Below are 13262 nucleotides of genomic sequence, written 5' to 3' on the forward strand. Positions count from 1 at the left end.
CGGGATCGCTTCTGACGCCCGTGCAATGCAGCAATTCACCCGATGCAACCCGCTCGGATGCCCGGGACAGCTGCGTCAAACCGGTGGACGTGGAACCGCGCTAGCCGATCTCGAACGCGTCGGCGGCGAGATGCTTCAGATTGGCGTGCCAATGCTCGGCGATCGCAAGCCGCGTCGGCACCCAGACGTGCTCGTGCTTCCCGATGTAATCGAGAAAGCGCATCAGCGCGGCGGCGCGGCCGGGACGGCCGACGACACGGCAATGCAGGCCGACCGACATCATCTTGGGTCGCGTCGCGCCCTCGGCATAAAGCACGTCGAAGCTGTCCTTCAAATAAGCGTAGAACTCGTCGCCGCCGCCAAAGCCCTGCGCATTGATGAAGCGCATGTCGTTGGCATCGAGCGTGTAGGGGATCACGAGATGCGGCTCGGTGCCCGGTGACTTGATCCAATACGGTAGATCGTCGGCATAGGAATCGCAGAGATAGCGCAGGCCGCCGGCCTCCATCAGCAGCCGCAGCGTGTTGATCGAGGAGCGGCCGGTGTACCAGCCGAGCGGCCGCGCGCCGGTGGCCTCGGTATGCACGGCGATGGCGCGGGCGATCTCCGCGCGCTCCTCGTCCTCCGACATCTCCTTGTGCTCGACCCAGCGCAGGCTGTGGCTCGCGATGTCCCACCCCGCCTCCTGCATCGCGGCGACGACTTCGGGATTGCGCTTCAACGCCATCGCGACGCCGAACACGGTCGCCGGCAACCTCCGCTCGGTGAACATCCGCCACAGCCGCCAGAAGCCGGCGCGCGAGCCATATTCGAACATGGTTTCGATATTGGCGTGGCGCTGGCCGACCCAGGGCTGCGCGCCGAGCACGTCGGACAGAAACGCTTCCGAGGCGCGATCGCCGTGCAGGATGTTGTTCTCGCCGCCCTCCTCGAAATTGACCACGAACTGCACGGCGACGCGCGCAGCGTCAGGCCACTTCGGATCCGGCGGGTTGCGGCCGTAGCCGCGGAGATCGCGCGGATAGCGGGCCTCGGTCACATCAGATTTCCTCGAAGCGGATGTTCTGCGCGCCCTTCCACAGCACGGTCTTGCCGAAGGCGGTGAGGTTTTCCAGCCCCGAGGTCAGCGTGATGAAGTGATTGCCGGCGAGCTGGCCCATCTTGCTGGCGAAATGCACGCCGCCATAGGCGAGCAGGATCTCGGTCTCGCTGATGCCGCCGGGATAGAGGATGATCTGGCCCGGCGCCGGATAGCTGGTGTGGTTCTCGTAGGAGACGCCGAAATCGAGATCGCCGAGCGGCATCCAGACGCCCTCGCCGCTCCAGCGCACATGGATCGCCTGGCTCTCGAACGGCATCGCCTTGCGGAACGCGGCCACCGTCTTCGGCGCGAGCTGTTCCTCGAAACGGGCGTCAAAGGTGAAATCGCCGGCGCGGACAATCAGTTTGCTCATCGGACTCTCGTGGGTAGCTGGAAGAAGTGATGCCCCAACCATTGCCGCCGGCCCGCGCCGGACGCAAGGCCGATTCCGGCCCAAAATGCCGGTTTTTTGCCGCAAGGGCGGCTACCGCAACGCAGATTTGAGCAGGGTTGCGTTGCACCCCGCCTTCCCCTTTGCGAACCTGACTGCACTCACAGGAGGACGGTTGATGACAACAAACAGCTTGCACGGACATGTGGCGCTGGTGACCGGCGGATCGCGCGGCATTGGTGCTGCGATCGTCAAGATGCTGGCGGACGCCGGTGCCGCCGTCGCCATCAACTATCGCGAACGCTCGGCCGAGGCCGAGACATTGGCGAAGGGCATCATTGCCGCCGGCGGCCGGGCCGTCGCGATCGCCGCCGACGTTTCGGAAGCGGCAGCGGTCGCCGGCCTGGTCGAGCGCGCCAGGTCCGAGCTCGGCCCGGTCGACATCCTCGTCAACAATGCCGGGATCGCGATCGTCAGGGGTGTCGACGACCTCACCGAAGAGGATTTCGACCGCACCATCACGGTCAATCTCAAATCGGCGTTTCTCTGCACACAGGCGGTGCTGCCGATGATGCGCACCCGGAAATGGGGCCGCATCGTCAACATCTCCTCCGGTGCCGCGCGTGGCGGCGGCTCGATCGGCCCGCACTACAATGCATCCAAGGCGGCGATGGAGGGCATGACTCGTGGCTATGCGGCGCGCCTCGTCAAGGAAGGCATCACCGTGAATGCGGTCGCGCCCTCGCTGATCGAGACCGACATGATGAAGGGCCAGAGCGGCCTCGTCAGCCGGATCCCGGTCGGCCGGTTCGGCACTGCCGAGGAGGTGGCGCAGGCCGTGATGCTCTTGGTCAACAATCCCTACATGACCGGACAGACCATCGCGATGAGCGGCGGCATGGCGTTCAATTAGAGCATGATGAGATTAAGTCGAATTACGATGCGACAGCCGGGCTCCCTCGCCCCGCTCTTCGCGGGGAGAGGGTTGGGGTGAGGGGCCGTCTCCGCGCATTCGGTGATGGCTGCGTTTGTGGAGACTCCCCCTCACCCGGAACGCATCTAACGATGCGTTCCGACCTCTCCCCGCACGCGGGGCGAGGTGAAGCGGAGTTCGTCTCTCGACTCGAAGCAAAGTCACCATGCTCCGGCTGGCGCATCTTGACCCGACAGCTCGATTGCCCTACCGGTCACGCCATGAACCGATCGATCCTCATCGCCAATTTCTGGTGGCTCGCCGACTGACAGGCGGGCCGAACGCGTTCATGCATTTTCGGGGCCGCCGCATCGGGCGGCCTTTATTGTTTCATCCCATCCGGCCCGCATGCGGTGTCCCCATTCAACCGAATGGAGATCAACCGTGACCAAACCGATCATCCTGACCGGCGACCGCCCCACCGGGCCGCTGCATCTCGGCCATTACGCCGGCTCGCTGCGCAGCCGTCTTCAGTTTCAGGACACCCATAAACAATTCCTGCTGCTCGCCGACATGCAGGCGCTGACCGACAATGCGCACGATGTCGGCAAGGTCCGCAGCAACGTCATCGAGGTCGCGCTGGATTATCTCGCCGTCGGCATCGATCCCGAGCAAACCTCGATCTGCCTGCAATCGCGGCTTCCGGCGCTGGCGGAGCTATCGATGCTCTATCTCAACCTCGTCACCGTCGCGCGGCTCGAGCGCAACCCGACCATCAAGGACGAGATCCGTGCGCGCGGATTCGGACGCGACATCCCGGCGGGCTTCCTGTGCTATCCGGTGGCGCAGGCTGCCGATATCACCGCGTTTCGGGCGACCGTCGTCCCCGTCGGCGAGGACCAGGCGCCGCTGATCGAGCAGACCAACGAGATCGTCCGTCGCGTCAACGCGCTCGCGGGCCGACCGCTGCTGCCGGAGGCCGTGGCCATCATTCCGCGCGCGGGACGGCTGCCCGGCGTCGATGGACGCGCCAAGATGAGCAAATCCGCGGGCAACGCGATTGCGCTTTCGGCTTCGCCCGATGACATCTCGGCCGCGGTGCGCGCGATGTTCACCGATCCCGACCATCTGCGCGTCGCCGATCCCGGCAAGGTCGAGGGCAATGTCGTCTTCATTTATCTCGACGCGTTCGACGACGATCACGACGCCGTCGAGGAATTGAAGGCGCGCTATCGGCGCGGCGGTCTCGGCGACGCGACCGTGAAGCGGCGGCTGGAAGACGTCCTGCAAGCCCTGATCGCACCGATCCGGACGCGGCGCGCTGAGCTCTCAACCAATCGCGATCACGTCGTCGACGTGATCAGGCGCGGAACCCTGAAAGCGCGGGAGATCACCGAGCGCACCAAGCGCGACGTGATGGCCGGGCTGGGCCTGTTCCAGCTCTGAACCCTGTCATCAAACCATGGCAGGAACTGTGCTTGGCTAAGGCAGTTATCCGTTTTGAGCATGATCTCCGCGCAACCGCCTTTGGCGTTTGTCGCGAGGGAAAACCGCTTCGCACTTTTCCGGATCATGCTGTGGCGAAACCGGATTTTGGAGCCTGTCGTGATCGATCCGAAAACGCTTCTCGAACGCGCCGCGCAGCTGGCCGATCAGGCCAAGGGCGAGGAAGATGCCGGCATCCGCGAGCGGCTGCTGCGCATGGCCGAGCACTACCGCGATCTCGCCGCGCATGAGGCGTGGGCGCACGAAAACCCGCCGTCGGTGGGCGCGCTCACAGATGCGCTCGGCTCGCGCGCGCACTGATCAGCTCACGCGAATCCGATAACTCAGGGATTTCCGGCTACCCGAAGCGATGTACATCAGGCCGGGCTTGTCGGCGAACTCTCCGTCGAACTCCGCAGGGCTGGCAAAACCGTGCCATGGTTCGATGCAGAGGAACGGCGCTCCGCCAACCTTCGACCAGACGCCAAGCTCGCGGAAGCCGCGCCAGGAAATTTCGATCGCCGGGCCTTGCGTGGCTGCTGCCGGGCCCAGTGTCGCCGTGAAGAGGACCGATGTACTTGCGATCTGATCGAAGACCATCGCGTCGTCATCGAACAGCTCCTCCAACAGCGCAAGCGTTCTGCCCTTGACCGGATTGGGTTCAGGCTGCCGCCGCATCAATCCATCCTTCAACCGCCGGATTGGCGCGGGTTCAGTCTTGCCGAAGGTCAGCGTGTAAGCCTCTTTCGGCAGCCCCGGCACCAGCGGCCAATTGAACGCGGGATGACCGCCGAGCGAGGCCGGCAGCATCTCGTCGCCGCTGTTGACGATGTCGAAGCTGACGTCGAGGCCGGCGCCATCAATGCTGTAGGTGACCTCGAGCCTGAACGCGAAGGGGTAGCGTGCACGGGTTTCCGCATCGTCTGACAGCGCGAGCTTGCATGACCGCGTTCCCTGCTCAAACTAGGCAAAGCGGTGGTCGCGCGCGAAGCCGTGCTGCGTCATCGGATAGGTCTCGCCGTTGTGGCGAAGGGTGTCGTTCTTCAACCGGCCGACGATCGGGAACAGGATCGGCGCATGGCGTGGCCATTGCGGACCGGCCTGCCACAGCAATTCGGTCCCTTCGGCATTCCTGAGCGACGACAATTCGGCGCCTTGCGCCAGGATGGTCGCGGCGATTCCATCGCCGCGCAGCGTGTGACTGTCGCTCATGCTTCGCCTCGCCGGGTTGCGCTATGCCCTGACACGAGATGTTCGATGCGGGCGAAGCCGTCAACCCCAAAGGGATGGGGTCGCCGCCGCGTGGCGGCCCCTAGCCTCAAGCCTACCCGGTGATCTTGGAGAAATCCGGCTGGCGCCGCTCGGCAAACGCCGCAAACGCCTCGCGCGCCTCGGCGCTCATCAGCCGCTCCTGGAAGATCTTGCCCTCGCGCGCCATTTGCGCGCTGATCCCGGCGGGATCGCGCATCAGCGCCTTGGTGTGCTGGAGCGAGCCGAACGGCCGCTTCGCCAATGCGTCGGCAGCAGCGCGTGCCTTGGCGCGGAGATCCGCGAGCGGCACTACTGCATTGGCAAGGCCGATCGAGACGGCAGTCTCCGCCTCGACGGGCTCACCGAGCGCGAACATCGCATAGGCTCGCGCATAGCCGATCCGCTGCGGCAGTAGGTAGGTCGAGGCCGCCTCCGGCACCAGCGCCAGATTAACGAACGGCGTGATCAGCCGCGCGGTCGGCGCGAGGTAGACGAGGTCGCAATGCAGCAGCATGGTGGTGCCGATGCCGACCGCATTGCCCTGCACGGCGGCAACCAGCGGCCGCGTCGCCTTGGCAAGACAGCTGAGGAAACGCGTCACGTGGCGCTCGCCCTGCACGCCGCGCGACACCGCCGCGAAATCTGCGAGATCGTTGCCTGCAGTAAAGCTGTCGCCGTCGCCCTGGAGCAGCACGGCGCGGATCGCGGAATCGCCTTCCGCGCGTTCGAGCGCCTCGGCCATCGCGCCATACATCGCGTTGGTAATCGCATTCTTCTTGTCCGGACGCGCCATCGTCACGGTGAGAACGCCACCGTCCAGCGCTACGACCACGTCACTCATGTCTCACTCCTTTGATTGCTACTCGTTTGGCGCGCTTTCTTCACGCGAACCGGTATCCACTTCGCTTGAAAACGCTCTAATTGGTTCTTTGATTTGAGCATGGTCTTTCCGGAAAACCGCTTCGTACCTTTCCGGGTCATGCTCTAACCATCTTTGTCCTTCGGAAACTTCTCCTGCAGGCTGGTCAGCCAGCGCGACACCACGTCGATCTCGGCTTCCGAGAAGCCGTCCATCAGACGGTTGTTGATCACCCTAGTCCGCGTCGCGGCGCGCTTGCCGAGCTCCTGCCCCGCCGCGGTCAGATGAAGCCGCTGGCTGCGCCCGTCCTCACCATCGCGCCGGCGCTTCACGAGGCCCGCACGCTCCATCCGGTCGGCGAGCCCGGTCATCGCCGACGGCACGATGTCGAGCGCCTGCGAGACGTCGCCGATCAGCGCGCCGTCATTGCGGCCGAGGAAGAACAGCACGCCCGTCTGGGCCGACGTCAGATCGTGCGCAGCCGTCTCCTGGTCGATGGCGCGTTGCAGCCGCCGATAGGCCACGGTCAGGAGAAAGATCAGCAGGTGTTCCGCTCTCATCCCGCCGTTATATATTTCGCGTGCGAAATATCAAGATGTTTCGCGAACGAAATATCCGGCGATTGGTCGAAATCCGTTGTCTTGTCGCGCGGCGGCGTTCAATGCACCGACGCCCCCACCGGAGCGACCCAACATGTCGATTGGAATGAGACCGCCCGGCCAGGTTGATTGCGACATTTTGATTGCAGTGCCGGATCACCGCAGCGCCGCCACTGGCAGAAAACCCTTGATCGGCATCGACCAAACGGGAAATCTTCTATCCAGGAGCGGCGCTTTGCGTCGCGGCTCCGGCAGCGCCACGGGAGTGTCATGACGTCAGCGGCTAGTCCGGACCGGGAACGCGTTGCCCGCCCGAAGCGGCCGCGCCACCTCAGCCAAGCCATGCGTTGTGAGACCGCGTTTCGCCTGATCCTGTCGGAATGCCTCGAGGAAGTCGCGACCAATCACGAGGCCCTGAGCTCCGGCAATTCCGCCGCGCTGCACCAGACCCGGATCGCACTGACGCGGCTCAAGGCGGCGGTCGCCTTCTACGGCCCGATGGTGGCCGATAGCGAATGGACGCGACTGAAATCCGAGCTGAAATGGCTGAGCGCCCATCTCGGCGCGACGCGCGATCTCGACGTCGCGATCGCGAACAGCAAAGACTTGCCTGAAGAGCGCATGCTCCAGACGGCGCGAACCGACGCGTTCGACGCCCTCAAGGAAGCGCTGCAAACCGACCGATACTGGCAATGGTTCGACGGCATGTGGGACTGGGTCGGCAGCGGCCCCTGGACCACGCGGCAGAACCGCCGCGCCGCGCAGCGGCGGGCGGTACCGGTCGCGGTGTTTCACGCTCGCCGGCTCGCGCGGTGGCATGGCAAACTGTGCCAGCGGAGCCGCGGGCTGCAAGGCATGGGCAAGAACAAGCGCCACCGCGTCCGGCTCGCCAGCAAGCGGCTGCGCTACGCCATCGAGTTCTCGGAGGGCGGCTTGCCTGCCGATGTCTACGCATCATGGCGGAACGTGCTGAAGCATCTGCGCAAGGGACAGCAGCTGCTCGGCGAATTGAACGATGACGAGGTGCGTCGCGCGCTGCTCGAAAGTGCCGATGCCCTCGCGCGGCGCGCCCAGGAGCGCAAGGCCAAGCACCAGCGCGTGCACGAGCGGAAGCGCAAGAGCCAGCTGCTGCGCCGCGCCGCCGCCGTCTATCGAAAAATCTCCGACTGAGCACCCAGCAGCGCATCTTCGCCGGCACACGGGATCGATCGTGCCGATAGCCTTGCCCGCAATGATGTATGAAACATCACTTATTGGCCTTGTAACATCACTACTTAATATGCATAAATGACATTCAACTAGACTCGAATCCCAACCGACGGCCCGATCGATGATCACTGCAGCGCAGCTTCGGGCTGCAAGAGCCTTGCTTGGCATCGACCAGCGGCAGCTCGCCGAGCTGTCCGGACTCTCCGTGCCGACCATCCAGCGCATGGAAGCGAGCGAGGGCACCATTCGAGGCAATGTCGACTCGCTGGTGAAACTGATCGACGCGCTCGGTGCGGCCGGCGTCGAGGTCATCAACGAGGGCGCCGTCAGCAGCGGCGGCGGCCGCGGCGTGCGATTGAAGGCCGGATCAGGCTCGCCGAAGGTGCAGACGTGATCTCAACGGTCGCCCAGCAGCTCTGGTGTGTAGCCGCGCTGCTGGCGACGACCGTTCTCGCGATTGCCACCAGCCGATCACGCCGATCGACGGCCGTCGTCTACGGCGCGACCTTTGCGATTTCGGGAATCGCGCTGGCCGCGGCGCTGCACGCGCTGATCGCCCACACCAACGCGACCGAACTGATGTTGCCGGTCGGACTGCCTTGGCTGGGCTCGCATTTCCGTCTCGATGCGCTCGCCGCATTCTTTCTCGCGGTGGTCAATCTCGGCGGTGCGGCCGCAAGCCTGTATGGGCTCGGCTACGGCAGCCACGAAACGACGCCGCATCGCGTCCTGCCGTTCTTTCCGGCGTTCCTCGCCGGGATGAACCTCGTTGTGCTTGCCGACGACGCGTTCACCTATCTGCTGTGCTGGGAATTCATGTCGCTCGCGTCGTGGGCGCTCGTGATGGCGCACCATCGTGAGGCAGACAATGCGCGGGCGGGCTACGTCTATCTCGTGATGGCAAGTTTCGGGACCCTGGCCCTGCTGCTTGCGTTTGGCCTGCTGTCGGGAGCCGGCGGCAGCTACAGTTTTGCGGCCATGCGCGGCATCCGGCACACGCCGTCCGAAGCCGCGCTGGTGCTTGCGCTGATGCTGCTCGGCGCCGGGTCGAAGGCCGGCCTGGTCCCGCTGCATGTGTGGCTGCCGCTCGCCCACCCCGCGGCCCCGAGCCATGTCTCGGCGCTGATGAGCGGTGTGATGACGAAGGTTGCGGTCTACGGATTCATCCGGGTCGTGTTCGATCTGCTCGGACCGCCAAGCTGGTCGGCGGGTGTCGTCGTTCTCATCCTCGGCGGAGTGACCGCCGTGATGGGGATCCTCTATGCGCTGATGGAGAAGGATCTCAAGCGCCTGCTCGCCTACAGCACGATCGAGAATATCGGCGTTATCTTCGCGAGCCTCGGCCTCGCATTGGCGTTTCAGGCGAACGGTTACGGCCTGGCGGCGGCCCTCGCCTTCACAGCCGCGCTGTTCCACGTCCTCAACCATTCGTTCTTCAAGAGCCTGCTGTTCTTCGGCGCCGGTGCGGTGCTGACGTCGACAGGCGAAGGCGACATGGAGAAGCTGGGCGGCCTGATCCACCGCATGCCGCTTACGAGCTTCGTCTTTCTCGTCGGCTGCGTTGCGATCTCGGCGCTTCCGCCGTTCAACGGGTTCGTATCGGAATGGCTGATGTTTCAGGCGGTCCTGCAAAGCCCCGATCTGCCACAATGGATGCTGAAGATCATGGTGCCCGCGGTCGGCGCGTTGCTGGCGCTGGCGGCAGCGCTCGCAGCCGCATGTTTCGTCAAGGCCTTCGGAATCACCTTCCTCGGCCGCGCGCGAAGCCCGGCCGCTGAGGCCGCCGGCGAGGTCGATCGCTATTGCCTCGCCGCGATGTTTGGCCTCGCCGCGCTGTGCTTTCTCGCCGGAATTCTGCCGGGCCTGGTGATCGACGCGCTTTCGCCCGTCGCAATGGCGGTGATCGGCCACCGCATGCCGGTTCAGGCGAGCGACGCCTGGCTTTCGATCGTTCCGATCGAGGAGAGCCGCAGCTCCTACAACGGATTGCTCGTCTTCATCTTCATCACGGCCGCGGCGTCGCTTGCCGTGTATTTCATCCATCGCTTTGCATCGCGCGCGATCCGGCGCGGGCCCGCCTGGGGTTGCGGCTTTGCCGATCCAGCTCCGGCGGCGCAATATTCCGGAGTAAGCTTCGTCCAGCCGATCCGCCGCGTGTTCGGCACGCTGATCTTCCAGGCCCGCGAACACGTCGACATGCCGCCGCCGGGCGACCTGCGGCCGGCCCGCCTCAGGATCGACATGCACGATCCGGTTTGGGAGCAGCTCTATTCGCCGGTGACTGAAACGGTGTGGTTCTTTGCCGATCGGCTGAACCAGCTCCAGTTCCTCACCATCCGCCGCTATCTCAGCCTGGTCTTCGCAACCCTCGTCACATTGCTGCTGGCGCTCGCGATATGGTCGTGATCTCGGACATCCTCGTTCAACTGGGCCAGATGACGCTTGTTCTGCTGCTCGCGCCGCTCCTGACCGGCGTCGTGCGCAAGATGAAGGCTCGCCTGCTACGCCGCAAAGGACCGTCGATCCTCCAGCCGTACCGCGATCTGCTGCGGCTGCTGCGCAAGGAGGTCGTGCTCGCCGACAACGCGTCCTGGCTGTTCCGCGTCACGCCCTACATCACGTTCGCCGCGATCTGGGTCGCCGCGGCGCTGGTCCCGACATTTGCCACCGGCCTTGAGTTCAGCTGGAGCGCCGACCTGATCGCGATCGTCGCCCTGCTCGGCAGCGCGCGCTTCTTCCTCGCGCTTGCCGGCATGGATGTCGGCACCAGCTTCGGCGGCATCGGCTCCAGCCGCGAGGTGATGATCGCCGCTCTGGCCGAACCGGCCATGCTGTTGATGGTGTTCTGCGTCGCGCTGATTGCCGGCTCGACCCAGCTGTCGACGGTCGCGACCTTCATGGCGTCATCCGAGGTGGGGCTGCGCGTCTCGCTCGGCATGGCGATGATTGCCCTCATCATGGTGGCGCTCGCCGAAAACGCCCGCATTCCGATCGACAACCCGGCGACGCATCTCGAGCTGACCATGGTGCACGAGGCGATGATCCTGGAATATTCCGGACGCCATCTCGCCATGATCGAGTTCGGCGCCTTTCTCAAGCTCCAGCTCTACGTCTCCCTGATCATCTGCGTGTTCTTTCCCTGGCAGATCACCACCGAAGGCGCAGGCCCGCTGTCGTACCTCGTGAGCGCCGCCGCCTACATCCTCAAGCTCGTGATCGCAAGCTTCCTGCTTGCGGTGTTCGAGACCGCGACGGCGAAGGTGCGGGTTTTCCGTGTTCCCGAGTTCCTCGGCGCCGCCCTCATGCTCGGCCTGCTCGGTACGCTTCTCCGGTTCGTGTCGCGGGGCTTCTGATGCACAACCTTGCCTTCGACATTGCTCATCTGCTCGCCGGCGGGCTCGTGCTGATCAGCTTCATGATGCTGTATCAGGACCGCCTGTATGCGTTGCTGAACATCTTCGCGGTCCATGCCGTGGTGCTCGCGCTCTCCGTCGCCTGGCAGGCATTCATCCAGAACGCACCGCATCTCTACGTGACCGCGGTCATCGCGCTGGTGTTCAAGGCGATCATCATTCCGGTGGCGCTGCACCGGATCGTCAAGCAGCTCGGCATTCATCGCGATATCGAGACCGCAGTGGGTATCGGCCCGACCATGCTGGCGGGCATGGGGCTCGTCGCCCTCTCGATGGTACTGATGCTGCGGGTGACCGGCGCCGCCGATCCGCTGGCGAGGGAAGACCTCGCCTTCGCGCTGTCGGTGGTGCTGCTGGGACTGCTCGTCATGGTGACGCGGCGCAACGCCGTCAGCCAGGTCGTCGGCTTCATGTCGCTCGAAAACGGATTGGTGCTGGCCGCGACCGGCGCCAAGGGCATGCCGCTGGTCGTGGAGATCAGCGTGGCCTTCTCGATCCTGATCGCGTTCATCGTCATCGGCGTGTTCCTGTTCCGGATCCGGGAGCGCTTCGACACCGTCGATGTCGGCGCGCTCGATGAGTTCAGGGGGGAGCGGCGATGAACGCGGCGTCGGATGCCGTTGCCTGGATTCTCTTGATACCGATCTGCGCCGCAGCGGTGCTGGCGGCGCTGCCCGGCTATCGGCTGACCGCGGGGCTCAATATCCTGGCCAGCTTCAGCACCTTCCTGGCTGCGCTTTCGCTGCTCGTCATCGCCCGCCCGCAACCCGGCCAGTATCTGCTGGTCGACGATCTCAACATCGTCTTCATCGTGCTCAACACCTTCGTCGGTCTAACCACGAGCGTGTTCAGCGCGAGCTACATTGCCCATGAACTCGAGACCGGGCGACTGACGCCGCGCTACCTGCGATTCTACCACGCCATGTATCAAGTCATGATGTTCGGCATGAACCTCGCATTCGTGTCGAACAATATCGGCCTGATGTGGGTCGCGATCGAGATCGCCACGCTCACCACCGTCTTGATGGTCGGCATCTACCGGACCCACGCGGCGCTGGAGGCTGCCTGGAAGTATTTCATCCTCGGCAGCGTCGGCATCGCGCTCGCGCTGTTTGGTACCATTCTGGTCTACATGGCCGCGCTGCCGGTCACCGGCGAGGGTCAGGACGCGATGGTCTGGACGGTGCTGGTCAGCCGCGCTGCGGCGTTCGATCCGGCATTGCTCAACGTGGCCTTCATCTTCCTGCTGCTCGGATACGGGACGAAGGTCGGCCTCGCGCCGCTGCACGCCTGGCTGCCGGATGCGCATGCCGAGGGCCCGACCCCGATCTCCGCCGTGCTCTCCGGCCTGCTGCTCAATGTTGCGCTCTACGCGGTGCTCCGCTTCAAGATCCTGCTTGCCGCCAATCCGGACGCAATATCGCCGGGTCCGCTGATGGTGACGATGGGGTTGACCTCGTTGCTGTTCGCGGCCTTCATGCTTTACCGCCGCCGCGATATCAAACGGCTGTTCGCCTATTCCTCGATCGAGCACATGGGCATCATCGTGTTTGCGTTCGGGATGGGCGGCCCGCTCGCCAATTTCGCCGGCCTGCTGCACATGGTGATGCACAGCCTGACCAAGTCGGGAATCTTCTATGCGGTCGGCCACATTGCGCAGGTGAAGGGCACGCAGCGGATCGCCAATATTCGCGGCCTGACCGAAACCCATCCCGCGCTCGGTTGGGGCCTTGTGACCGGGGTTGTCGCAATCGCCGGTCTGCCGCCGCTCGGTATCTTCATGAGCGAGTTCCTCATCGTCAGCTCGACCTTCGCGCGCCAGCCGCTGCTCGCGATCCCGCTGGTGTTCGGCCTGCTGCTCGCCTTCGGCGCGCTCGTGCTGCGCCTGACGAGCCTTGCGTTCGGCGAGCCGCGCGGCAGTGCGGCGCCGGCGGAAGCGTCCTATTTGCCGATGTTCGCGCATTTCGCGCTGGTGCTGACAGCGGGCATCTATCTTCCGGGACCGCTCGTCGTCTGGTTCCAGCACGTCGCCAACCTCCTGGGCTAGCGCGAGGGAGAACA

The 13262-nt window shown here is 64.6% G+C and carries 13 protein-coding genes and 1 pseudogene; 9 read left to right on the forward strand and 5 right to left on the reverse strand.

The window, feature by feature from the left end; genetic code table 11:
- Positions 1-100 precede the first annotated feature (100 nt).
- Entirely contained in the window at positions 101-1039 is a 939-nt protein-coding gene (gene puuE, locus FBZ93_RS07285; protein ID WP_146985250.1) for an allantoinase PuuE, read from the reverse strand.
- Between the two features lies 1 nt (position 1040).
- The gene (locus FBZ93_RS07290) at positions 1041-1454 is read right to left on the reverse strand and encodes a DUF3830 family protein (protein ID WP_021077459.1); all 414 of its coding nucleotides are present in this window, start codon (positions 1452-1454) and stop codon (positions 1041-1043) included.
- A gap of 196 nt (positions 1455-1650) precedes the next feature.
- Here FBZ93_RS07290 and FBZ93_RS07295 point away from each other — a divergent pair, with 196 nt between their 5' ends.
- The 3 genes from FBZ93_RS07295 (at position 1651) to FBZ93_RS07305 (ending at position 4191) form a co-directional block, all read left to right on the forward strand.
- A complete protein-coding gene (locus tag FBZ93_RS07295) occupies positions 1651-2385 on the forward strand; it encodes an SDR family NAD(P)-dependent oxidoreductase (protein ID WP_146985251.1) in 735 nt (244 codons plus the stop codon).
- A gap of 444 nt (positions 2386-2829) precedes the next feature.
- The gene (gene trpS / locus FBZ93_RS07300) at positions 2830-3831 is read left to right on the forward strand and encodes a tryptophan--tRNA ligase (protein WP_146985252.1); all 1002 of its coding nucleotides are present in this window, start codon (positions 2830-2832) and stop codon (positions 3829-3831) included.
- Positions 3832-3885: 54 nt separating this feature from the next.
- Positions 3886-4191 carry a hypothetical protein gene (locus FBZ93_RS07305; protein WP_246667385.1) on the forward strand — a complete coding sequence of 102 codons (306 nt, stop codon included), beginning with the start codon at positions 3886-3888 and terminating at the stop codon, positions 4189-4191.
- On the opposite strand, the pseudogene FBZ93_RS07310 reads toward FBZ93_RS07305, so the two are convergent.
- From FBZ93_RS07310 to FBZ93_RS07320, 3 genes and pseudogenes are all read right to left on the reverse strand, one after another.
- Positions 4192-5082: pseudogene (locus FBZ93_RS07310) on the reverse strand (aldose 1-epimerase family protein).
- A gap of 112 nt (positions 5083-5194) precedes the next feature.
- Positions 5195-5962 (reverse strand): enoyl-CoA hydratase-related protein, encoded by a 768-nt coding sequence (locus FBZ93_RS07315; RefSeq protein ID WP_146985253.1) that lies wholly within the window; start codon positions 5960-5962, stop codon positions 5195-5197.
- Positions 5963-6105: 143 nt separating this feature from the next.
- Positions 6106-6540: a MarR family winged helix-turn-helix transcriptional regulator gene (locus FBZ93_RS07320; protein ID WP_146985254.1), complete on the reverse strand. Its 435-nt coding sequence runs from the start codon at positions 6538-6540 to the stop codon at positions 6106-6108.
- 381 nt (positions 6541-6921) lie between these two features.
- On the opposite strand from FBZ93_RS07320, the gene FBZ93_RS07325 reads away from it, so the two are divergent.
- The 6 genes from FBZ93_RS07325 (at position 6922) to FBZ93_RS07350 (ending at position 13248) form a co-directional block, all read left to right on the forward strand.
- A complete protein-coding gene (locus tag FBZ93_RS07325) occupies positions 6922-7749 on the forward strand; it encodes a CHAD domain-containing protein (protein ID WP_146985380.1) in 828 nt (275 codons plus the stop codon).
- 160 nt (positions 7750-7909) lie between these two features.
- Complete coding sequence (locus FBZ93_RS07330) at positions 7910-8182, forward strand: helix-turn-helix domain-containing protein (protein ID WP_050421592.1); 273 nt, start codon at positions 7910-7912, stop codon at positions 8180-8182.
- Positions 8182-10194 (forward strand): hydrogenase 4 subunit B, encoded by a 2013-nt coding sequence (hyfB, locus tag FBZ93_RS07335; protein WP_146985381.1) that lies wholly within the window; start codon positions 8182-8184, stop codon positions 10192-10194. The genes FBZ93_RS07330 and hyfB overlap by 1 nt, the downstream gene beginning before the upstream one ends.
- Entirely contained in the window at positions 10185-11141 is a 957-nt protein-coding gene (locus FBZ93_RS07340) for a respiratory chain complex I subunit 1 family protein (protein ID WP_146985255.1), read from the forward strand. The genes hyfB and FBZ93_RS07340 overlap by 10 nt, the downstream gene beginning before the upstream one ends.
- On the forward strand, positions 11141-11803 hold the full coding sequence (locus tag FBZ93_RS07345) for a hydrogenase-4 component E (RefSeq protein WP_146985256.1): 663 nt from the start codon (positions 11141-11143) through the stop codon (positions 11801-11803). Before FBZ93_RS07340 ends, FBZ93_RS07345 begins: the two co-directional genes overlap by 1 nt.
- Positions 11800-13248, forward strand: coding sequence for a hydrogenase 4 subunit F (locus tag FBZ93_RS07350; protein ID WP_146985257.1), 1449 nt, complete (start codon positions 11800-11802; stop codon positions 13246-13248). The genes FBZ93_RS07345 and FBZ93_RS07350 overlap by 4 nt, the downstream gene beginning before the upstream one ends.
- Positions 13249-13262 lie beyond the last annotated feature (14 nt).

This window comes from Bradyrhizobium macuxiense (assembly GCF_007993935.1).
Taxonomy (GTDB): Bacteria; Pseudomonadota; Alphaproteobacteria; order Rhizobiales; family Xanthobacteraceae; genus Bradyrhizobium; species Bradyrhizobium macuxiense_A.